Raw genomic sequence first — 21430 nt, 5'->3', positions numbered from 1 at the left:
TGATATTTACCTTAAATTCATCGCTGAGACCGATAAATAGCGCAAGCGAAGCGGTAAAAACATGATATAGCGCCATTAGAGAACAACTTATTAACATTAAATTAACTTGTAAAAGTCATAAGCTTTATCAGTTTTGCTTGTCAGACGCCTGTTTTTTCAACATATCACTAAATGTTATCAAATCAGATGATTCAGTGAGCACAGGCTGTGAAAAATGGCGCAGACAGCGACGGGTTTTAAATGCCATAATCGGGACCGTCTCAAATTAACAACAATACCAGTACATGGTTTGCGCAAGGCGAAGGATTATTTTTATGAAGCTTAAGAACACACTCCTGGCGTCCGCACTTCTCTCCGCGACCGCCCTGTCTGCGAATGCCGCGACAGAGTTAACGCCGGAGCAAGCGGCAGCGTTAAAACCTTTTGACCATACGGTCATTGTGGGTCGTTATAATTCTATTGGCGATGCCGTCGCCGCCGCATCAAAAGCCGCCGATAAAAACGGTGCGGCCTCGTTTTACGTTGTTGATCAGTCTGACTCCGGCAACAGCGGTAACCAGCGCGTGACCATTGCGCTGTATAAAGACAATGCCCCGAAAGCTGACGCACCGAAAAACCGCGTGATTAACGGCGTCGTTGAATTACCAAAAGATCAGGCGATTGAGCTGGAACCTTATGACACCGTCACCGTGCAGGGCTTCTATCGCAGCCAGCCTGAAGTGAACGATGCCATCACCAAAGCCGCAAAAGAAAAAGGCGCGTACTCTTTCTTTATCGTGCGTCAGGTCGATGCTAACCAGGGTGGCAACCAGCGTATTACCGCGTTCATCTATAAAGAAGATGCGAAAAAACGCGTTCTGCAAAGCCCGGACGCCATCCCTGCTGATTCCGAAGCGGGTCGTGCGGCGATAGCAAAAGGCGGCGAAGAAGCGAAGAAAGTGGAAATTCCAGGCGTAGCCACCTCTGCCGCACCAAGCGCTGAAGTGGGCCGTTTCTTCGAAACGCAATCCACCAAAGGTGGCCGTTACTCCGTTACCCTGCCAGACGGAACCAAAATTGAAGAGCTGAACAAAGCCACTGCAGCGCAGATGGTGCCGTTCGACAGCATTAAATTTACCGGCAACTACGGCAACATGACGGAAGTCTCTTATCAGGTCGCGAAACGTGCGGCGAAGAAAGGGGCGAAGTATTACCACATCACCCGCCAGTGGCAGGAACGTGGTAACAACGTGACCATCAGCGCCGACCTGTACAAGTAACAGAACGGTTGACCCGAGGCGGCGCAATGCCGCCTTTTTTGTTACTTTTTTTTGAATTTCGGCCCCACGTCATTGCATGCTTTCGTGACACTCCGTAAAATCCCGCGCCTTAGTGTGATCCACCATTTTTATGCGCCTGTGCGAAATAATTATTCTGGATTTGGACCTTTCATAACAGGAAGCCAATGGAAAAGAAACTAGGCCTGAGTGCTTTGACTGCACTCGTTTTGAGCTCAATGCTGGGTGCGGGCGTGTTCAGCTTACCGCAGAATATGGCAGCGGTCGCCAGCCCTGCCGCACTGCTTATAGGGTGGGGCATCACGGGTGCCGGGATTTTGTTGCTGGCGTTCGCAATGCTGCTTCTGACCCGCATCCGCCCGGATCTGGATGGAGGGATTTTCACTTACGCCCGTGAAGGTTTCGGCGAACTGATTGGCTTCTGTTCCGCATGGGGCTACTGGCTATGTGCGGTCATCGCAAACGTCTCCTACCTGGTGATCGTCTTTTCGGCGCTCAGTTTCTTTACCGATACCCCTGAACTGCGGTTCTTTGGCGACGGCAATACCTGGCAGTCCATTGTGGGCGCCTCGGTACTGCTGTGGGTTGTTCACTGGCTGATTCTACGTGGCGTACAGACGGCGGCCAGCATTAATCTGGTGGCAACTCTGGCCAAACTGGTTCCGCTCGGCCTGTTTATCGTGCTGGCCTTTATGGCGTTCCGTCTCGATGTGTTCAGTCTCGATTTCAGCGGTGTCGCGCTGGGCGTACCGGTCTGGGAGCAGGTCAAAAACACCATGCTGATCACCTTGTGGGTCTTCATCGGTGTTGAAGGGGCCGTCGTGGTCTCTGCCCGGGCGCGGAATAAGCGCGATGTGGGTCGCGCCACGCTGCTGGCGGTACTGGCGGCGCTGGGCGTGTATCTGATGGTGACGCTGCTGTCGCTGGGGGTGGTCGCGCGTCCTGAGCTGGCCGAAATGCGTAACCCGTCGATGGCGGGCCTGATGGTGAAAATGTTCGGACCGTGGGGTGACGTGGTGATTGCCGCGGGGCTGATTATCTCCGTGTGTGGCGCGTACCTGAGCTGGACCATTATGGCGGCAGAAGTGCCGTTCCTGGCCGCAACGCACAAAGCATTTCCACGCCTGTTTGCTCGTCAAAACAAAAACAGCGCGCCGTCGGCCTCACTCTGGCTGACCAACATCAGCGTTCAGGTCTGTCTGGTGCTGATCTGGCTCACAGGTTCAGACTATAACACTCTGCTGACCATCGCCTCGGAGATGATTCTGGTACCCTATTTCTTAGTGGGTGCATATCTGTTAAAAATCGCCACACGTCCGGCGCACTATGTGGTGGGCGTCGGAGCCTGTATTTACGGCCTGTGGTTGTTGTATGCTTCCGGGCCTATGCATCTGCTGCTGTCGGTGGTGTTGTATGCACCGGGCCTGCTGGTGTTTATCTACGCCCGCCGCACGCATCAGTTAGAGAACGCGCTTAGACGCCGTGAGATGGCCTTAATCGGGCTGTTACTGGTTGCTGCCGTACCGGCAACCTGGATGTTAATGGGATAGAATCGCCTTTCCCATTGTTGAACTGAAAAGGAGAACACGATGGGAAACGCGCAGCAACGCCCAATACTGATTACTGGTGGAGGCCGTCGTATCGGCCTCGCCCTTGCCCATCACTTTCTCAATCTTCGCCATCCGGTCATCATCAGTTACCGCAGCGAATATCCCTCGATTGAGGGGCTACGCAAAGCCGGTGCGATCTGCATTCAGGCCGATTTCTCAACCGATGACGGTATTCTGGCCTTCGCTGAAAAAGTAAAATCTACCACCCCCGGGCTGCGCGCCATTATCCATAATGCCAGCGCCTGGCTTCCCGAAAAATCCGGTACGCCACTCAGCGAAACGCTCTCCTGCATGCTGCAGATCCACGTCAATGCGCCCTATCTGCTGAACCATGCCCTGCTCGACCTGCTGCGTGGTCACGGACATGCGGCGGGTGATATTATTCATTTCACCGATTACGTCGTGGAGCGCGGCAGCGACAAGCACATCGCCTATGCGGCCAGTAAAGCCGCACTCGATAACATGACGCGCTCGTTCGCCCGTAAACTTGCCCCTGAAGTTAAGGTGAACGCCATCGCCCCGGCGATGATTTTATTCAACGAAGACGATGATGCGGAGTATCGCCAGCAGGCGCTAAATAAATCGCTGATGAAAATTGCGCCAGGTGAAAAAGAGGTTATCGATCTTATCGATTATCTGCTCACCAGTTGCTATGTCACTGGCAGAACCTTTGCCGTGGACGGCGGTCGACCGCTGCGCTAGTGAAAGCGGCTCCAGAAGAAGATAAGCACCCAGGCGCTGAGCCCCCAGCAGACAACGGCCCCGCTCAGCGCCAGGGGAAGTCGCATAAAACCGGTGAAGTACCAGAGCGAAAGCAGATAAAGAAAATAAGGGATGATCGACCACATCCCGAACACGATAGTCGTACGCAATGCTTCCGTGCCTCGTTCTGAGGCGACAATATAGTGCGCTATTAACGCAAAGGTCGGGAAGAGTGGGATCAGCCCGGCAATATAATAATTCCTGGTTTTAGCCAGAATACCAATCAGTAACACCACCAGCGCACCCAACGCGGCTTTTATCACCAGCCCCATCTTTTTCCCTATAACAATCAAATAACACTATGAGCCAGAATAACGGAACTGGCGTTAATTATGAAAGATTAATGGAACGTTAAGGTTGTGCGGTGTATGTTGGCTTTTTTCGCAATAACAGACGTTGTATGAATAAGATTGTTTATGTTGAAGACGAGCCCGAAGTGGGGCAATTGATCGCCGCCTATCTGGGTAAACATGATATGGACGTCATTGTTGAGCCTCGTGGCGATCGTGCCGAAGAGGTGGTCTTACGTGAAAACCCGGACCTGGTGCTGCTGGACATTATGCTGCCCGGCAAAGATGGCATGACGGTCTGCCGCGATCTGCGCGCCCGGTGGGAGGGCCCTATCGTGCTGCTGACCTCGCTGGACAGCGACATGAACCATATTTTGTCACTCGAAATGGGTGCCAATGACTACATTCTGAAAACCACGCCCCCTGCCGTCCTCCTTGCTCGTCTGCGCCTTCATTTACGCCAGCGTGCCAGCGTTGAACGAGAAGCGCCTGCTCAGTCGCTGACCCCGCACAAAGCGATGCGTTTTGGTACCTTGTCTATTGATCCGATTAACCGTCAGGTTCTGCTTTCTGGCGAGCTTATCGCCCTTTCCACCGCAGATTTTGACCTGCTCTGGGAACTGGCAACCCACGCCGGGCAGATCATGGACCGCGATGCATTACTGAAAAACCTTCGCGGCGTCAGCTACGACGGAATGGATCGCAGCGTTGACGTGGCTATTTCGCGCCTGCGTAAAAAACTGCAGGATAATGCCACTGAGCCGTACCGCATTAAAACCGTGCGTAACAAGGGCTATCTGTTCGCGCCTCACGCCTGGGAAACCTGATGCCGGTTCCCCGAACGAGACTGTTTAAAACATTACGCAGACGAGGTCTGACAGTTGCATAAAATAAGAACACTCAGCCTGATCTGCTGTTTTGGGTTAACCGGGTGCGTTGTCGCAGATATGGATTCAAGTCATTATGACTATGTTCCGTATATTCAGACTATCCAGAATCCCTGGACCCCGGGCCATACCAATGTGCAACAACGCCGTGAGGATTTGTACGCCTGCGGCGTTGATCGAAAGTATTCGCTCAATTCATGGGACGAAAACTTCAGTCGCAACCGCCTGCTGCCGGGCGAAACGATAGAACAGCAAGATTCCAGGATCAAAAAAATAGAAGACTGTATGAAATCAAAAGGGTACGTTCTGTGGGATTACTCACAATGCGGACCCCGTAAAAAACCGAGCGGTATGTGTAACTAGTTTGGGTTTGCGTGTTTGTCTTCGACGCAGGTTGTTAACGTATTGATTTTCGGTGAGATTGAATGAAAAAGCTGTTTGTACAGTTTTATCTCCTGCTGTTTGTCTGCTTCCTGGTGATGACCATGCTGGTTGGGCTGGTCTATAAATTCACCGCCGAACGTGCGGGCAGGCAGTCACTGGATGATTTAATGAAAAGCTCGCTCTACCTGATGCGCAGCGAGCTGCGAGAGATCCCGCCACACGACTGGGCCAAGACCTTAAAAGAGCTGGATCTGAACCTGTCGTTTGATCTGCGCATCGAGCCGATGAAGGATTTCGATTTAGAGCCACCCGCCATGCAGCGACTGCGTGACGGGGACATTGTAGCGCTGGATGAGAAATATACCTTTATCCAGCGCATTCCACGGAGCCATTACGTTCTGGCCGTGGGGCCGGTACCTTATCTCTATTATCTGCACCAGATGCGCCTGCTGGACCTTGCCCTGCTGGCTTTCATTGCCATTTCGCTCGCGTTCCCGGTCTTTATCTGGATGAGGCCACACTGGCAGGACATGCTGAAACTGGAATCAGCTGCGCAACGTTTTGGTGACGGGCATTTTACCGAGCGCATTCACTTCGACAGCGGTTCCAGCTTCGAGCGTCTTGGCGTGGCGTTTAACCAGATGGCCGATAACATCAATGCGCTGATTATCAGTAAAAAACAGCTCATTGACGGAATTGCTCACGAGCTGCGTACGCCACTGGTACGCCTGCGCTATCGGCTGGAGATGAGCGAAAACCTGACGGAGGCCGAGTCTCAGGCGCTGAACCGCGACATTGGTCAGCTTGAGGGCCTCATTGAGGAGCTCCTGACCTACGCGCGCCTCGATCGCCCCCAAAACGAACTGAACCTCAGTACGCCGGACCTGCCCGGCTGGTTACAAACCCATATCGATGATGTCCAGAGCGTAAACCCGCAACGTACCCTGCTGACACACGTCACGCCCGGCGATTATGGCGCACTGGATATGCGTCTGATGGAACGCGTGCTGGATAATCTGATGAACAACGCCATGCGCTATAGCGAGAGCACGCTGCAGATTGGCTTAGATTTACAGGGTAGTCAGGCCTGTCTGACGGTTGAGGACGACGGACCTGGCATCGCCCCGGAAGCGCGTGAAACGGTGTTTGAGCCGTTTGTACGCCTCGACCCCAGCCGCGATCGTGCCACGGGGGGATGTGGCCTGGGGCTGGCAATTGTTTACTCCATTGCGCAGGCGATGGGCGGCACGGTGCATTGTGAAGAGAGCGCACTCGGCGGCGCGCGCTTCTGCTTTAGCTGGCCGGTATATCACAACATCACCCTTCCCGTCCCTGCCTGACCTTTATCGCACGCTGGCCTGACCCGGCGTGCTGTGCTATATGATAAGTATGTTGTAACTAATGAAGAGTTATCATGGCGACGTACGATCTCATCGAAAGGCTGAACAGCACGTTCCGCGACATTGAACACGAGTTACTGACCCTGACCGAACGTTTGCAGACCTGCCGTCTGTTAGCCGCGCGGGTCTTTACCCTGCCGGATGTGGTGAAAGGCGCTGAACACGACCCGCTGGAAACCATAGAGGTACAGCAGCATATCGGCAAAGCGGCGCTGGAACTGACGCTGCGGCACTACCGTCGCCTGTTTATCCAGCAGCAGTCAGAAAACCGCAGCAGTAAGGCGGCCGTTCGTCTGCCGGGCGTAATCTGCCTGCAAACTGATGCAACAACGCGAGAAGCGCTGGAAAACCAGATTGCGCATATCAACACGCTTAAGGCGACGTTTGAAAAGATCATCACTGAAGAGTCGGGTCTGGCCCCTGCCGCCCGTTTTGAATGGGTACACCGACAGCTACCGGGATTAATCACCCTGAATGCCTACCGTACGCTCACGGTACTGCGTCATCCCGCCACGCTTCGCTTCGGCTGGGCCAACAAGCACATCATTAAAAACTTCACCCGGGATGACATTCTGGCGCAGTTGGAAAAGAGTCTGAAGGCACCGCGGACTGTCGCACCGTGGTCACGCGAGCAGTGGATTGAACGGCTTGAGCAGGAGTACCACAGCATCGCCTCACTACCGGCGGATACCCGGCTTAAGATTAAGCGTCCGGTGAAGGTGCAGCCTATCGCGCGCGTCTGGTATTCCGGCCAGCAAAAGCAGGTACAGTATGCCTGCCCGACGCCGCTGATCGCACTTTATGATGCCGATCAGGGGGCCATTGTGCCGGATATTGGCGAACTGCTGAATTACGATGCTGAAAATGTCCAGCATCGTTACAGACCTCAGGCGCAACCGCTGCAGCTGATTATTCCGCGGCTGCACCTGTATGTGGCGCAGTGATTATTTCAGGCTGCCGACCATCGATTCCGGGCGTACCCATGCATCAAACTCAGCCTCCGTCAGGTAACCCAATGCCAGAGCGGAGGCTTTCAGCGTCAGCCCCTCTTTATGCGCTTTTTTCGCAATCTCGGCGGCTTTGTCGTAGCCGATATGGGTATTCAGCGCGGTCACCAGCATCAACGACTCATTGAGCAACTGGCTGATGCGCTCGCGGTTTGGCTCAAGGCCTGACGCACAGTGCTCGTTGAAACTCTCCATACCGTCCGCCAGCAGGCGTATGGACTGAAGCACGTTGTGAATCACCATCGGGCGATAGACGTTGAGCTCAAAGTTACCGGACGCGCCGCCCATGTTAACGGCAACGTCGTTACCCATTACCTGACAGCAGAGCATGGTCATGGCTTCACACTGGGTCGGGTTTACTTTGCCCGGCATGATAGAGCTACCCGGCTCGTTTTCCGGAATGCTAATTTCACCGATACCGCAACGGGGACCCGAGGCCAGCCAGCGCACATCATTGGCGATTTTCATCAACGACGCTGCCAGCCCCTTGAGGGCACCGTGGGTATGAACCAGCGCATCACAGGTGGCCAGCGCTTCAAACTTATTCGGCGCCGTGATAAACGGCTGCCCGGTGATGGCCGCCAGCTCGTCGGCAACGCGCACCGCATATTCCGGATGGGTATTTAACCCCGTACCGACCGCCGTTCCGCCCAGCGCCAGCTCAGCAAGATGCGGCAGGCTGTACTCGATGTGCTTGAGGTTATGTTCTAGCATTGCCACCCAGCCGGAAATCTCCTGGCCGAGCGTCAGCGGCGTGGCATCCTGCAGGTGAGTACGTCCTATTTTGACGATATCGCTGAAAGCCTGCGCCTTCTCGCCAAGGGTGGTTTTAAGCACGTTGAGCTGCGGGATCAGATGTTCACGAAGCGCAATCACCGCCGCCACGTGCATCGCCGTCGGGAAGACGTCGTTCGAACTTTGGCTTTTGTTTACGTCATCGTTCGGGTGAACCTTACGCTCCATACCGCGCACGCCGCCCAGCAGTTCGCTTGCCCGGTTCGCCAGCACTTCGTTCATATTCATGTTGCTCTGGGTGCCAGAACCGGTCTGCCAGATGGCGAGGGGGAATTCATCGGGATGCTTGCCGGCCAGCACTTCATCGGCAGCAGTAATAATCGCGGTGGCCTTATCTGCCGCCAGCAGGCCTAAATCCTGATTCACTTTGGCGGCCGCACGTTTAGTGAGCGCCAGCGCCTGAATCAGCGAGACGGGCATTTTCTCGGTCGAAATACGGAAATGTTCCAGCGAACGCTGGGTTTGCGCGCCCCATAGCTTGTCAGCCGGGACATCGATCGCGCCCATAGAGTCTTTCTCACGGCGTACCGTAGTCATTACTTTCTCCTTGATAACACTGTCGGGATTGCTCACATGCTTCAGAGATAAGTATTGATTGCTTTACAGAAAAGATATGGCGCTTTGTGCGCTCTTTGATGTGCCGGGTGACGTGAACGCCACCCGGCTATAGTAGATTACTTCACACACGCCGAACATTGAGAGGACTGGATCTGCCTGAAGAAGTCGTTACCTTTGTCATCCACAAGGATAAACGCCGGGAAATCTTCCACTTCAATTTTCCAGATAGCTTCCATACCCAGTTCCGGGTATTCAATGCACTCCAGGCTCTTGATGCTGCCCTGCGCGAGTACGGCAGCCGGACCGCCGATGCTGCCCAGGTAGAAGCCACCGTGTTTATGGCAGGCATCCGTCACCTGCTGGCTACGGTTTCCTTTTGCCAGCATGATCATGCTGCCGCCGTTGGCCTGCAGCTGGTCAACATACGAGTCCATACGGCCTGCGGTGGTCGGGCCTAACGAGCCAGAGGCGTAGCCTTCTGGCGTTTTGGCCGGGCCTGCATAGTAAATCGGGTGATCTTTGATGTACTGCGGCAGCCCTTCCCCGTTGTCCAGACGCTCTTTCAGTTTCGCGTGAGCGATGTCACGACCAACGATGATGGTTCCGTTAAGAGAGAGACGGGTCGACACCGGATACTGAGACAGCTGCGCCAGAATCTCTTTCATCGGACGGTTCAGGTCAACGTGAACGGCTTCACCCTCGCCCGCTTTGCGCAACGCTTCAGGAATGTACTTCCCTGGGTTATTCTCCAGTTTTTCGATCCAGACGCCTTCGCGGTTGATCTTCGCCTTGATGTTACGATCCGCAGAACAGGAGACCCCCATCCCAACCGGGCAGGAGGCACCGTGGCGCGGCAGACGGATCACACGCACATCATGGGCAAAATATTTGCCGCCGAACTGCGCGCCCAGGCCAAGGTTACGCGCTTCTTCCAGCAGTTCCTGTTCGAGCAGAACATCGCGGAACGCCTGGCCGTGCTCGTTCCCTTCGGTAGGCAGGCCGTCATAGTATTTGGTCGACGCCAGCTTCACCGTTTTCAGGGTGCTCTCTGCTGACGTACCGCCAATCACAAAGGCAATATGGTACGGCGGGCAGGCAGCGGTGCCGAGCGTGCGCATTTTCTCAACCAGATAATTCTTCAGCTTGCCCGGCGTGAGCAGCGCTTTGGTTTCCTGATAGAGATAGGTTTTGTTCGCTGAACCGCCACCTTTGGCGATGCAAAGGAATTTGTATTCATCACCGTCCACGCTATACAGGTCAATCTGCGCAGGCAGGTTTGTGCCCGTGTTGACCTCTTTGTACATATCCAGCGCCGCGTTTTGCGAGTAGCGCAGGTTGTCTTCGGTGTAGGTATTGTACACGCCGTGCGCCAGCGCCGCTTCGTCGCCGCCGCCGGTCCAGACGCGCTGGCCTTTTTTACCCACAATGATGGCCGTGCCGGTGTCCTGACAGGTAGGTAAAATACCTTTCGCCGCGATATCCGAGTTACGCAGGAATTGCAGGGCGACGTATTTGTCGTTTTCGCTGGCCTGCGGGTCGCTCAGGATATCGGCAACCTGCTGCTGGTGCGCAGGGCGGAGCATAAACGAGGCGTCGTGGAAAGCCTGCTGCGCCAGTAACGTCAGCGCCTGCGGATCGACCTTGAGGATCTCCTGCCCTTCGAATTCAGAGACGGAGACGTGATCGCGGGTTAACAGGTAATATTCGGTTTGATCCTTACTGAGGGGGAAAGGATCCTGATAATGAAAGGGTTTGTTCGACATTGTTCTCTCACTTACTGCTTCAGTCTGATTATTTGGGCAGATGTTCCGCTGCCCGCTTAAAAGCGAGTCAGCTTATCCTACACAATTTTTTAACAAAAACTGAGACTAGTACGACTTTTTACATCCACAGGTTACTTCCATGTGGTTTATTGCTTTAATACCCGGAGTTAATTCCACCATTGAATCAGGGCTTGATAATGCAAAAACTCATTAACTCAGTGCAAAACTACGCCTGGGGAAGTAAAACTGCGTTAACGGATCTCTACGGTATCGCGAACCCAAACAACCTGCCAATGGCAGAACTGTGGATGGGTGCGCACCCGAAGAGCAGCTCAAAAATTGAAGACGCAAGCGGCCAGGTTCGCTCTCTGCGCGACGTGATTGATGCCGACAAAGCCACCCTGCTGGGTGACAAGGTTGCCAGCCGTTTTGGTGAGCTGCCGTTCCTGTTTAAAGTGCTGTGCGCCGACCAGCCGCTCTCTATCCAGGTTCACCCGAATAAAAAAGCCTCTGAGATGGGCTTTGCGAAAGAGAACGCGGCCGGTATTCCGTTAGATGCGGCCGAGCGTAACTACAAAGATCCTAATCACAAGCCGGAACTGGTCTTTGCGCTGACCCCCTTCCTGGCGATGAACGCGTTTCGCGAGTTCTCAGAAATTATCTCCCTGCTGCAGCCGGTGGCGGGTGCTAACAACGCTATCGCTCACTTCCTGGAAAACCCGAATGCAGAAGGCCTGAGCCAGCTTTTCGCCAGCCTGCTGAACATGCAGGGAGAAGAGAAATCTCACGCCCTGGCGGTGCTGAAAGCGGCGCTGGACAGCCAGCACGGTGAGCCGTGGGATACCATCCGCCTGATTTCTGAATTCTACCCGGACGACAGCGGCCTGTTCTCCCCTCTGCTGCTGAACGTGGTGAAGCTGAACCCGGGCGAGGCGATGTTCCTGTTTGCTGAAACCCCGCACGCCTACCTGCAGGGCGTGGCGCTGGAGGTGATGGCCAACTCAGACAACGTACTGCGTGCAGGCCTGACGCCGAAATACATTGATATCCCTGAGCTGGTTGCCAACGTGAAGTTTGAGGCGAAGCCTGCGGATCATCTGCTGACTCAGCCTGTTAAACAGGGTGCGGAGCTGGACTTCCCGATCCCGGTGGATGATTTTGCCTTCTCACTGCATGACCTGAGCCCGGCAGAAACCGCCATCGCGCAGGAGAGCGCAGCAATCCTGTTCTGCGTTGAAGGTGAAGCAACGCTGCATAAAGGTGGCGAGCGTCTGGTGCTCAAGCCAGGCGAATCGGCATTTGTAGCGGCAAACGAGTCGCCGGTGAGCGTGAGCGGTACCGGTCGTCTGGCGCGTGTTTTTAATAAGCTATAAGCACTTACTGAATTTTTTAACAACTCTTGCTAAGCTAGTTGAAGACTTTACATCACCGGGCGGTTTCTACCGCCTGGTTTCATTTTAGGGATAGTCGCAATGAAAAAATCGGTCGTAGCGGTAGGAGTGATTGTAGCGTTAGGCGTGGTCTGGACAGGTGCCTCCTGGTTTACCGGGAAACAGCTGGAAAGCCGTCTGGCTGAGATGGTGGCACAGGCTAACGGAGAGCTTAAGCGTGGCGCGCCGGAAGCAGGCGTGGAGCTTGCCTACCAGAATTATCAGCGTGGTATCTTTACCAGCCATATGCAGGTGGTTGTCAAGCCTGTTGCCGGTAATGAAAATGGCTGGCTGAAACCGGGCCAAAGCATGGTGCTGGATGAAGTGGTCAGCCACGGTCCGTTCCCGCTGGCACAGTTAACGTCTTTTAACCTGATCCCGTCGATGGCGTCCGTTAATACTGTACTGGTGAATAACGACTTAACCAAACCGCTGTTTGATCTGGCAAAGAACGAGTCACCTTTTGAGGTTAACACCCGCATCAGCTACGCCGGTGACACACGTTCCAGTATCGATCTGAAAGCACTGAACTACGAGAAAGATAACGAGAAAGTGACCTTTAGCGGGGGGAATTTCAAGGTTGATGCTGACCGCGATGGAAATGTCTTCTCCCTGACCGGTGAAGCAGAGAGCGGCCTGATCAATGCCGTCAATGAATACGGTCAAAAGGTTCAGCTGACGTTCAATAACCTGAAAGCCGATGGCGACAGCAAGATGACCGATTTTAAAGAGCGTATCGGTAATCAGAAACTCTCTTTCGACAAGATTGCTATCGCGGTTGAAGGGAAAGAGATGGCCGTGCTGGAAGGCATGGAGGTGGACGGCAAATCCGACGTGTCTAAAGACGGTAAGAGCATCAATACCCAACTGGATTACGCCCTGAAGAGCCTGAAAGTGCAGAACCAGGATCTCGGGACCGGCAAACTGTCGCTGAAGATTGGCAATATCGACGGTCAGGCGTGGCATGAATTTAGCCAGAAATACAGCAAAGAGAGCCAGGCACTGCTGAGCAATGCCGCGCTGCAGCAGAATCCGGAAGTTTACCAGCAGCAGGCCATGGCGGTGCTGATGAATAACCTGCCAATCCTGCTGAAAGGCGAGCCGGTTATCACCGTGGCCCCGCTGAGCTGGAAAAACAGCAAAGGCGAAACCAACTTTAACCTGTCCCTGTTCCTGAAAGACCCGGCAACCGCAACGGGTGAACCTCAGACGCTGGCGCAGGAAGTGGATCGCAGCGTGAAGTCACTCGACAGCAAGCTGACCATCCCTGTGGATATGGCGACCGAGTTTATGACCCAGATTGCGAAGCTTGAAGGGTATGGCGATGAAGATGCCGGCAAGCTGGCGAGCCAGCAGGTGAAAGGTCTGGCGGCAATGGGCCAGATGTTCCGCATCACGAAGATGGAAGACAACACCATTTCCACCAGCCTGCAGTATGCCAACGGTCAGGTCACGCTAAACGGCGATAAAATGCCGCTGGAAGATTTTGTCGGGATGTTTGGTATGCCTGCTCTGGGGATGCCGGAACCGGCTGAACCTGCAGCGCCGGCCGTGCCTGAAGCACCTGCTGCACCTGCTGCACCCGCTGCACCCGCTGCACCCGCTGCACCCGCTGCACCACAGCAGTAATCATCAAAACCCCTCTCTGATGAGGGGTTTTTTATTACCGGTTGCAGGTACTCAGCCTGGTGCCACGAATACTATTTCACCGTCACTAACCGTGCCGACACAATCTGGTGCCCGGCCTGCACGTCTGCTTTTTCGATGCGCTGCATAATCCTGTCCGCCAGCGTGTAACCCATCTCCCGGGCAGGTGTGGTGGCCCAGACAATGGGCAGATCGTCCAGCGCGTTTTCACCAACATCTGCAAATGCCCCTAACGCCACCTGGTGGCCGAAGAAGGTTTCAACCCCACCCTCGCCGCTCTGACGCCCGGCGCGGATCAGGCCAAACCAGGCCCCCATCGCAATCACCTCGTTATAGCAAATCACGGCGCTTATCGTCGGGCTACTCCGTAATAACGCGTTTATCGCTTCCGCGGCTTTCTTCTGGCTGGATTCGCATTCCACCACCCATTCGCTGTGGAACGGAAGGCCGTATTTAATCAGCGTCGCGCAGTAACCGCCTACCCGCTCGGCTCGCGTCAGGGACGAGCTTTTTCCGCCAAGCCAGGCAATGCGCTGATGCCCCCGATGAATGAGATGCTCCGTCAACATTTGTGCGGCCTGCATGTTGTCCGGTCGCAGGGTATCGGCTTCGTCCAGATAACTGGCGCGCGAGGCAAACACCAGCGGCACGCCTTTTTCGGCGGCGCGCTCGCACAAGTCATTACTCACACCCGACGCGCCGGCGACGATAACCCCGTCGACGCCCTGCGTAAGCAGCATATCCAGACGGGAAAGGAGCTGATCGGCCTCGCGACCGCCGTGAAGCAAAAAGACCATCCGTCCCTGCGCTTCAAGCGCTTCGGTCAGGCCAGCGGTCAGTTCGGCATAAAAGGGAGAGGTCAGGTCACGCACAATCAAACCGATCACACCGCTTTGGCCGCCGCGCAGCGCTGATGCCTGGCGGTTACGTACAAAGCCCAGTTGCTCAACCGCCTCGTTAACCCGTTGCCCGGTCGCGGGAGAAATGCGTCCTTTCCCGCTGAGCACCAGTGAAACGGTGCTGACGGAAACCCCCGCCGCCAGCGCGACATCGTTGATGGTGATTTTTTTCGCTACAGCCATGTGTCGGCGTGACTCCCTGAAATGAGATCGGTAAAACGTTTTATCAATATGTAATCTTTATACTACCAGTCAAAGCCTGAGAATGTGATTCAGAGCGCACTAAACTTTGATAAAACGTTTTATCTTCTCGCAGCATTGAAGCAGATAAACTGATTTTAACAATAAAGGAGTCGTTTTATGACGGCGAAAGCAGCACAAAAAATATCGCTGTGGGAATTTTTCCAGCAACTGGGTAAAACCTTTATGCTGCCCGTGGCACTCCTCTCGTTCTGCGGGATCATGCTCGGGATCGGCAGTTCGTTGAGCAGTAAGGACGTCATCACGCTGATCCCGTTCCTCGGGACACCTGTGCTGCAGGCGATCTTTATCTGGATGAGTAAAGTCGGCTCCTTCGCCTTTAGCTTCCTGCCGGTGATGTTCTGTATTGCTATCCCGCTGGGTCTGGCACGCGAGAACAAAGGCGTGGCCGCCTTTGCCGGGTTTGTCGGTTATGCGGTAATGAACCTTGCGGTGAACTTCTGGCTGACGGCTAAAGGCATTCTGCCCACCACCGATGCCGCCGTGCTTAAAGCGAACAACATTCAGAGCGTTATCGGGATTCAGTCCATTGATACCGGGATCCTCGGCGCGGTGATCGCCGGGGTGATTATCTGGATGCTGCATGAGCGCTTCCACAATATCCGCCTGCCTGATGCGCTGGCGTTCTTCGGGGGCACCCGCTTTGTACCCATTGTAACCCTTGTGGTCATGGGTCTGTTTGGCCTTATTATTCCGCTGATCTGGCCAGTCTTTGCGCTGGGGATTAACGGGATTGGTCGCATCATCAACGGTGCGGGCGATTTTGGTCCGATGATCTTCGGAACCGGCGAACGTCTGCTGCTGCCGTTTGGTTTGCAACATATTCTGGTGGCGCTGATCCGCTTTACCGAAGCGGGCGGCACAATGGAGGTGTGCGGACACGATGTGAGCGGTGCGCTGACCATCTTCCAGGCACAGCTGAGCTGCCCGACCACGCACGGCTTCTCTGAAAGTGCGACCCGCTTCCTGTCACAGGGTAAAATGCCGGCCTTCCTCGGCGGCTTGCCGGGTGCGGCGCTGGCCATGTATCACTGTGCTCGTCCGGAAAACCGCCATAAAATTAAAGGGCTGCTGATTTCCGGGGTCATCGCCTGCGTCGTGGGCGGTACAACGGAGCCAATCGAATTCCTGTTCCTGTTTGTCGCGCCAGTGCTGTATCTCATCCACGCGGTACTGACCGGTCTGGGCTTCACCGTGATGGCGGTGCTGGGCGTCACCATCGGGAATACCGACGGCAACGTCATCGACTTTGTGGTGTTCGGGATCCTGCACGGGTTGTCGACCAAATGGTACCTGGTACCGGTGGTGGCCGCTATCTGGTTCGCGGTGTACTACGGCATTTTCCGCTTCGCCATCACCCGCTTTAACCTCAAAACGCCTGGACGGGATACCGATACCGCCAGCAGCGTTGAGCAGGCTGTTGCAGGTACCGTGGGTAAGTCCGGCTATAACACCCCTGCTATTCTGGCGGCGCTGGGCGGTGCGGATAACATTACCTCTCTGGATAACTGCATCACCCGACTGCGCCTGTCGGTGGCGGACATGTCGAAAGTGGACACCAACGCCCTGAAAGCCAACCGGGCCATCGGCGTGGTACAGTTAAATCAACATAATTTGCAGGTGGTTATCGGCCCGCAGGTTCAGTCAGTGAAAGATGAGCTGGCAACCCTGATGCGTACAGTGGAAGCCTGATGCCTCACCCCCTCGCGCTGAGGGGGTTTTTCTTTAAGGACTTGAGTCATGTTCGATTTTTCAACCGTCGTGGATCGACACGGCACCTGGTGCACGCAGTGGGACTATGTCGCCGACCGCTTTGGCGCGGCCGATCTGCTGCCCTTCACCATCTCCGATATGGATTTCGCGACCGCGCCCTGCATCACCGAAGAGCTGCACCAGCGTATTCATCACGGGGTGTTTGGCTACAGCCGCTGGAAAAATGAAGAGTTTCTCGCCGCTGTGGCGTACTGGTTCCGGCAGCGCTTTAACAGCCACATTGATACCGAATCGCTCGTGTACGGGCCTTCCGTTATTTATATGGTATCCGAACTGATTCGCCTCTGGTCAACTCCCGGCGACGGCGTGGTGGTCCACACCCCCGCTTACGATGCGTTCTATAAGGCCATCGAGGGGAATGCCCGACAGGTGGTCGGCGTGGCGATGGAAAAACATGCCACGGGCTGGCAGGGAAATAGGGCCGCGCTTGAGGCGGCGCTGGCAAAACCGGAAAACAAAATTTTGCTGCTGTGCAGCCCGCAAAATCCCACGGGTAAAGTCTGGACCCGTGAAGAGCTGAGTCACATGGCAGAACTGTGCGCCCGTTATGACGTGGCGGTGATCAGCGATGAAATTCATATGGATATGGTGTGGGGAGGCCGTCGCCATACGCCGTGGAATGAAGTGGCACGCGGCAAATGGGCACTTCTGAGCTCTGGTTCAAAAAGTTTTAACATACCGGCGCTCACCGGTGCCTGGGGGCTGATTGGCGATGAAGAGAGCCGTAACGGTTACCTCCGCGCATTAAAAGGTCGTGACGGGCTCTCTTCCCCTTCCGTGCTGGCGCTGACGGCCCACATTGCTGCCTATCAGCAGGGAGAGCCATGGCTGGATGCGTTGCGGGCGTATCTGGAAGAAAATCTGGCGTACATTGCACGCGAATTACACCGCGCGTTTCCGACGCTCAACTGGCAGCCACCCGAAGCCACGTATCTGGCCTGGATCGATTTACGTCCACTCAACCTTGACGATAAAATGCTACAAAAAGTCCTGATTGAGCAGCAAAAGGTCGCCATCATGCCGGGATACACCTACGGCGAAGAGGGTAACGGTTTTGTCCGTTTGAACGCGGGATGCCCGCGTAGCAAGCTTGAGCAAGGGGTTCAGCGGCTGATCGCTGGCATAACGACGCTCCTGTAATCAGATTGCGCAACGGAATATTCCCTTGCGCAAATAGCTTTTTACCTCGTTTTGTTTTTATAATATGACGCACTTTAACCAGAAAAGAGTGCGACCATGATTGATACACGCCTGCCACTAACTGATATTCACCGCCATCTTGACGGTAACATTCGTGCCCAAACCATCCTCGATCTTGGCCGCCAGTACAATCTCACGCTCCCTGCACAAACGATTGAGACCCTAATCCCCCACGTTCAGGTTACCTCAAATGAACCGGATCTGGTCAGTTTCCTGAGCAAACTCGACTGGGGCGTGAAGATGCTGGCCTCGCTGGATGCCTGCCGCCGTGTTGCTTTCGAAAATATTGAAGATGCCGCCCGTAATGGCCTGCACTACGTTGAACTGCGCTTTTCGCCGGGCTATATGGCGATGACCCACAACCTGCCCGTTGCAGGCGTGGTTGAAGCGGTAATTGACGGCGTGCGCGAAGGGTGTAAAACCTTCGACGTTCAGGCTCGCCTGATTGGCATTATGAGCCGTACCTTCGGTGAAGCGGCCTGCCTGCAGGAGCTGGAAGGGTTACTGGCACATCGTGATGCGATCGCTGCCGTTGACCTGGCGGGGGATGAACTCGGCTTCCCGGGCAGTTTGTTCCTTTCTCATTTCAACCGCGCGCGTGACGCCGGCTGGCACATTACCGTGCATGCCGGTGAAGCGGCAGGCCCTGAAAGCATCTGGCAGGCCATCCGTGAGCTGGGTGCAGAGCGTATCGGTCATGGTGTCAAAGCCGTTGAAGATCGCGCCCTGATGGATTTCCTTGCCGAGCAGCGTATTGGTATTGAATCCTGTCTGACGTCTAATATTCAGACCAGCACAGTGGCATCACTGGCGCATCACCCGCTGAAAACCTTCCTGGAGCACGGTGTTCTGGCCTCACTGAACACGGACGATCCGGCAGTACAGGGCGTGGATATTATTCATGAGTACACCGTCGCCGCACCGCAGGCTGGCCTGAGTCAGGATCAGATCCGCCAGGCGCAGATTAACGGCCTGGACATCGCCTTCCTGACGCCAGCAGAGAAACAGGCGCTGAGGGATAAGGTCGCCCGCGGCTAAGCCCGTTACCGGGTGGGCGCTTAGCCTTACCCGGCTTTGCCAGAATCACGCCAGACAGAGCGTTGCGCGGTGTTTGGCTGATTCAATCCCCAGTTCAATCAATTCCATAATCTGAATCGCCTGGCTGGCCGGAACCGGGTTATCCCCCGTCCCGTTTAGCGCATCACGGATAGCGGCATAATACGCCGGATAGTTACCCGGGATCGTCAGTAACGTTTCTTCAACCCTCTCCTCGCCTTCCACCCGCGTCACAACCCCGTCCCGCATGTCATAGCCCCAGTCTTCCTGCGGCAAACGCTCGCCGTTTTTCAGGCGTTCTTCCTGAGGATCGAGACCAAACTTCACATAGCTCCCGCGGGTACCGTGAAGGATATAACGCGCTGATTCGGCGGCTGCCACCATTGTCCCGTGCAGTACAATACGCCGCTGCGGGTAACTCAAGACGGCATGAAAGTAGTCAGTGGTTTGCGCTCCGGGTCTGAGCTGGGCCAGATCAACCGTCATGCTGACCGGCAGGCCAAACAAATTTACGGCCTGATCGAGAAGATGCGGCGCTAAATCGTACCAGATGCCGCTGCCCGGCCCGGCTTGCTCACGCCAGCGGTTTCGGACCTGAGGGCGGAACCGGTCAAAGTGCGATTCAAAAAAGAGGATTTCGCCCAGCGTACCTTCATTAAGGAGCGCTTTTACCGTCAGGAAATCACTGTCCCAGCGGCGGTTATGAAATACCGAAAGCACTCTTCCAAAACTTTTTGCCAGCGCATCCAGTTCGCGCGCCTGTGACAACGTCACCGTGAAAGGTTTATCGACAATAACGTGCTTACCGGCTTCCAGTGCGGCCTTTGCCAGCGGAAAATGCGTGTCATTGGGGGTGGGAATGACGATCAGATCAATATTAGGGTCGTTAAAAAGATGCTTAGGTTCAGAAACAACCGGCACGGAGGGCCAGTCGGCATGCACTTTCGTGGCATCGCTACTGGAAACTGCCGCCAGCGCCATGCCCGGCGTCCCGGCAATCAGAGGCGCATGAAAAGTCTTGCTCGCGTAACCGTAACCAATAAGCCCGACGCGGATGCTATCACTCATAATGTTGCCCTCTTTTATGACTATCTTATTTCACACTGGCTGCTCTGACGTTCTTACAGATTAATCATGTGCCATATGACGTAAAATAGCAGGCTATGCCGGTTGTTTTTGTTACATAGATTTAACGTTCTGATTTTGTTTAGGGGAACCGTTCCCAAAGCACTTGCCGCGGGGGAAACGGCGCTGTAAAATTTGCAACCTGTATTTATGGATAAATTACACGTACCAGTCATGACGTCAATTATTAATCGAATCATTGAATTAGCGGGATGGATTGTCCTTGGGGTATCGGTCATTTTGCTTGGCGTTGCCAGCCATATCGATAACTACCAGCCGCCGGAGCCTGTCACCGTCGCCCAACCTAAGTAACCGGTTACCGCAATAAAGAGTGACATAATATGTCAGTTACTTATTGCCAGCCCTGGTGAACACGGTTAACCTTCTCTTCCAGGCATCGTCTGATGCCTGTACTTTCAGCAAAGAAAACTCCTAATTTAGTCGCGTTATCTGAGTGGGCTGTTTACGTCTTTATTAATCCGTTTATTATTCGGACGAATTACCTTAACTGGTATTACTCACTTTTATATGGAAACTTATTAATATGACAGTTCAGGACTATTTATTAAAATTTCGCAAGATCAATTCGCTTGAGAGCCTGGAAAAACTGTTTGACCATCTGAACTACACGCTGTCGGATAATCAGGAAATCATCAATATGTATCGCGCCGCTGACCACCGCCGTGCGGAGCTGGTCTCCGGTGGCCGTTTGTTCAACGTCGGTGAAGTGCCTAAGTCTGTATGGCGCTACGTTTTATAAGAAAGTAGCCATCCGCGCGAAATGTTATATACTCTCCGCCCTGCAAACTGGCTGTACAACATTTCGCGCAGATTATGGGAGAGTTCATGACCGCAACGCCTGGAGAACGAATTGGAGGCTGGTTAATCGCCCCACTGGCATGGCTGCTGGTTGCCTTATTAAGCGCATCACTTGCGCTGCTGCTTTATACCACCGCTCTGATTACACCTCATGCAATCCAGACCCTGATGTCGCAAAGTGTGCTTAATATTACGATGTGGTTTGTGTCGTTCGTTTTTGCAATCGGGATGTGGTACTACACGCTATGGCTGACCATTGCCTTCTTTAAGCGCCGTAAGGGTGTCCCTAAACACTACATTATCTGGCTGCTGATTTCGGTCCTGCTGGCGGTGAAAGCCTTTGCTTTTTCGCCAGTTTCTGATGCCCTGGCCGTTCGCCAGCTGCTTTTCCCGTTACTGGCGGCGGCGCTGCTGGTGCCCTATTTCAAGCGTTCGACGCGGGTGAAGAACACCTTTGTGAACCCGTAATAACCTTACAGATAACCTG

At 54.5% G+C, this 21430-nt stretch carries 19 protein-coding genes; 14 read left to right on the top strand and 5 right to left on the bottom strand.

The annotated features are described in order from the left end of the window. Positions 1-314: 314 nt before the first annotated feature. The 3 genes from ydgH (at position 315) to folM (ending at position 3589) form a co-directional block, all read left to right on the top strand. Positions 315-1259 (top strand): DUF1471 family protein YdgH, encoded by a 945-nt coding sequence (ydgH, locus tag BJ887_RS17830; RefSeq protein ID WP_020884309.1) that lies wholly within the window; start codon positions 315-317, stop codon positions 1257-1259. Between the two features lie 185 nt (positions 1260-1444). Beyond that, entirely contained in the window at positions 1445-2827 is a 1383-nt protein-coding gene (locus tag BJ887_RS17825; protein WP_020884310.1) for an amino acid permease, read from the top strand. 39 nt (positions 2828-2866) lie between these two features. Beyond that, a complete protein-coding gene (gene folM / locus BJ887_RS17820) occupies positions 2867-3589 on the top strand; it encodes a dihydromonapterin reductase (RefSeq protein ID WP_025204335.1) in 723 nt (240 codons plus the stop codon). On the opposite strand, the gene BJ887_RS17815 is transcribed toward folM, so the two are convergent. After that, on the bottom strand, positions 3586-3921 hold the full coding sequence (locus BJ887_RS17815) for a GlpM family protein (protein WP_020884312.1): 336 nt from the start codon (positions 3919-3921) through the stop codon (positions 3586-3588). The two genes, folM and BJ887_RS17815, sit on opposite strands and share 4 nt — an antisense overlap. A gap of 128 nt (positions 3922-4049) precedes the next feature. On the opposite strand from BJ887_RS17815, the gene rstA reads away from it, so the two are divergent. The 3 genes from rstA (at position 4050) to tus (ending at position 7554) form a co-directional block, all read left to right on the top strand. After that, entirely contained in the window at positions 4050-4766 is a 717-nt protein-coding gene (gene rstA, locus BJ887_RS17810; protein ID WP_025204337.1) for a two-component system response regulator RstA, read from the top strand. A 485-nt stretch (positions 4767-5251) separates the two neighbouring features. After that, positions 5252-6550, top strand: coding sequence for a two-component system sensor histidine kinase RstB (gene rstB, locus BJ887_RS17800; protein WP_014169816.1), 1299 nt, complete (start codon positions 5252-5254; stop codon positions 6548-6550). 74 nt (positions 6551-6624) lie between these two features. Continuing rightward, positions 6625-7554 carry a DNA replication terminus site-binding protein gene (gene tus / locus BJ887_RS17795; protein ID WP_014169815.1) on the top strand — a complete coding sequence of 310 codons (930 nt, stop codon included), beginning with the start codon at positions 6625-6627 and terminating at the stop codon, positions 7552-7554. On the opposite strand, the gene fumC is transcribed toward tus, so the two are convergent. Further along, on the bottom strand, positions 7555-8949 hold the full coding sequence (gene fumC / locus BJ887_RS17790) for a class II fumarate hydratase (RefSeq protein ID WP_121340211.1): 1395 nt from the start codon (positions 8947-8949) through the stop codon (positions 7555-7557). It lies immediately after the preceding gene. Between the two features lie 137 nt (positions 8950-9086). Then, a complete protein-coding gene (fumA, locus tag BJ887_RS17785) occupies positions 9087-10733 on the bottom strand; it encodes a class I fumarate hydratase FumA (RefSeq protein ID WP_121340210.1) in 1647 nt (548 codons plus the stop codon). A gap of 197 nt (positions 10734-10930) precedes the next feature. Here fumA and manA point away from each other — a divergent pair, with 197 nt between their 5' ends. Both manA and BJ887_RS17775 read left to right on the top strand, forming a co-directional pair. Then, positions 10931-12106, top strand: a complete 1176-nt coding sequence (manA, locus tag BJ887_RS17780) for a mannose-6-phosphate isomerase (RefSeq protein ID WP_020884317.1) — start codon at positions 10931-10933, stop codon at positions 12104-12106. A 99-nt stretch (positions 12107-12205) separates the two neighbouring features. After that, positions 12206-13792 carry a YdgA family protein gene (locus BJ887_RS17775; protein WP_121340209.1) on the top strand — a complete coding sequence of 529 codons (1587 nt, stop codon included), beginning with the start codon at positions 12206-12208 and terminating at the stop codon, positions 13790-13792. 71 nt (positions 13793-13863) lie between these two features. Here the strand turns inward: BJ887_RS17775 and BJ887_RS17770 are convergent, their stop codons facing one another. After that, on the bottom strand, positions 13864-14892 hold the full coding sequence (locus tag BJ887_RS17770) for a Mal regulon transcriptional regulator MalI (protein ID WP_014169810.1): 1029 nt from the start codon (positions 14890-14892) through the stop codon (positions 13864-13866). Positions 14893-15069: 177 nt separating this feature from the next. On the opposite strand from BJ887_RS17770, the gene malX reads away from it, so the two are divergent. From malX to add, 3 genes are all read left to right on the top strand, one after another. Beyond that, positions 15070-16662: a maltose/glucose-specific PTS transporter subunit IIBC gene (gene malX, locus BJ887_RS17765; RefSeq protein ID WP_014169809.1), complete on the top strand. Its 1593-nt coding sequence runs from the start codon at positions 15070-15072 to the stop codon at positions 16660-16662. 48 nt (positions 16663-16710) lie between these two features. Further along, the gene (locus tag BJ887_RS17760; RefSeq protein ID WP_121340208.1) at positions 16711-17883 is read left to right on the top strand and encodes a MalY/PatB family protein; all 1173 of its coding nucleotides are present in this window, start codon (positions 16711-16713) and stop codon (positions 17881-17883) included. Positions 17884-17979: 96 nt separating this feature from the next. Further along, positions 17980-18981: an adenosine deaminase gene (add, locus tag BJ887_RS17755; protein ID WP_014169807.1), complete on the top strand. Its 1002-nt coding sequence runs from the start codon at positions 17980-17982 to the stop codon at positions 18979-18981. A 45-nt stretch (positions 18982-19026) separates the two neighbouring features. On the opposite strand, the gene BJ887_RS17750 is transcribed toward add, so the two are convergent. Beyond that, positions 19027-20067: an oxidoreductase gene (locus tag BJ887_RS17750; RefSeq protein ID WP_014169806.1), complete on the bottom strand. Its 1041-nt coding sequence runs from the start codon at positions 20065-20067 to the stop codon at positions 19027-19029. A gap of 243 nt (positions 20068-20310) precedes the next feature. Here BJ887_RS17750 and blr point away from each other — a divergent pair, with 243 nt between their 5' ends. From blr to BJ887_RS17735, 3 genes are all read left to right on the top strand, one after another. Beyond that, complete coding sequence (blr, locus tag BJ887_RS17745) at positions 20311-20436, top strand: division septum protein Blr (RefSeq protein WP_168112406.1); 126 nt, start codon at positions 20311-20313, stop codon at positions 20434-20436. A gap of 232 nt (positions 20437-20668) precedes the next feature. Beyond that, entirely contained in the window at positions 20669-20884 is a 216-nt protein-coding gene (ydgT, locus tag BJ887_RS17740; protein ID WP_006174966.1) for a transcription modulator YdgT, read from the top strand. A gap of 86 nt (positions 20885-20970) precedes the next feature. Continuing rightward, positions 20971-21411, top strand: coding sequence for a DUF2569 domain-containing protein (locus tag BJ887_RS17735; protein WP_025204344.1), 441 nt, complete (start codon positions 20971-20973; stop codon positions 21409-21411). Positions 21412-21430: the final 19 nt, after the last annotated feature.

Source organism: Enterobacter sp. WPR_3_1 (assembly GCF_003635055.1).
Taxonomy (GTDB): domain Bacteria; phylum Pseudomonadota; class Gammaproteobacteria; order Enterobacterales; family Enterobacteriaceae; genus Enterobacter; species Enterobacter ludwigii.
This window is presented reverse-complemented; position numbering and strand designations above follow the sequence as displayed.

Bases quoted from the DNA above. Each gene is read 5' to 3' on its own strand.
- fumA (WP_121340210.1), bottom strand. From the start codon at position 10,733: ATGTCGAACAAACCCTTTCATTATCAGGATCCTTTCCCCCTCAGTAAG.
- BJ887_RS17815 (WP_020884312.1), bottom strand. From the start codon at position 3,921: ATGGGGCTGGTGATAAAAGCCGCGTTGGGTGCGCTGGTGGTGTTACTG.
- ydgH (WP_020884309.1), top strand. From the start codon at position 315: ATGAAGCTTAAGAACACACTCCTGGCGTCCGCACTTCTCTCCGCGACC.
- tus (WP_014169815.1), top strand. From the start codon at position 6,625: ATGGCGACGTACGATCTCATCGAAAGGCTGAACAGCACGTTCCGCGAC.
- BJ887_RS17750 (WP_014169806.1), bottom strand. From the start codon at position 20,067: ATGAGTGATAGCATCCGCGTCGGGCTTATTGGTTACGGTTACGCGAGC.
- rstA (WP_025204337.1), top strand. From the start codon at position 4,050: ATGAATAAGATTGTTTATGTTGAAGACGAGCCCGAAGTGGGGCAATTG.
- manA (WP_020884317.1), top strand. From the start codon at position 10,931: ATGCAAAAACTCATTAACTCAGTGCAAAACTACGCCTGGGGAAGTAAA.
- folM (WP_025204335.1), top strand. From the start codon at position 2,867: ATGGGAAACGCGCAGCAACGCCCAATACTGATTACTGGTGGAGGCCGT.
- ydgT (WP_006174966.1), top strand. From the start codon at position 20,669: ATGACAGTTCAGGACTATTTATTAAAATTTCGCAAGATCAATTCGCTT.
- fumC (WP_121340211.1), bottom strand. From the start codon at position 8,949: ATGACTACGGTACGCCGTGAGAAAGACTCTATGGGCGCGATCGATGTC.
- malX (WP_014169809.1), top strand. From the start codon at position 15,070: ATGACGGCGAAAGCAGCACAAAAAATATCGCTGTGGGAATTTTTCCAG.
- BJ887_RS17760 (WP_121340208.1), top strand. From the start codon at position 16,711: ATGTTCGATTTTTCAACCGTCGTGGATCGACACGGCACCTGGTGCACG.
- BJ887_RS17735 (WP_025204344.1), top strand. From the start codon at position 20,971: ATGACCGCAACGCCTGGAGAACGAATTGGAGGCTGGTTAATCGCCCCA.
- add (WP_014169807.1), top strand. From the start codon at position 17,980: ATGATTGATACACGCCTGCCACTAACTGATATTCACCGCCATCTTGAC.
- BJ887_RS17775 (WP_121340209.1), top strand. From the start codon at position 12,206: ATGAAAAAATCGGTCGTAGCGGTAGGAGTGATTGTAGCGTTAGGCGTG.
- rstB (WP_014169816.1), top strand. From the start codon at position 5,252: ATGAAAAAGCTGTTTGTACAGTTTTATCTCCTGCTGTTTGTCTGCTTC.
- BJ887_RS17825 (WP_020884310.1), top strand. From the start codon at position 1,445: ATGGAAAAGAAACTAGGCCTGAGTGCTTTGACTGCACTCGTTTTGAGC.
- BJ887_RS17770 (WP_014169810.1), bottom strand. From the start codon at position 14,892: ATGGCTGTAGCGAAAAAAATCACCATCAACGATGTCGCGCTGGCGGCG.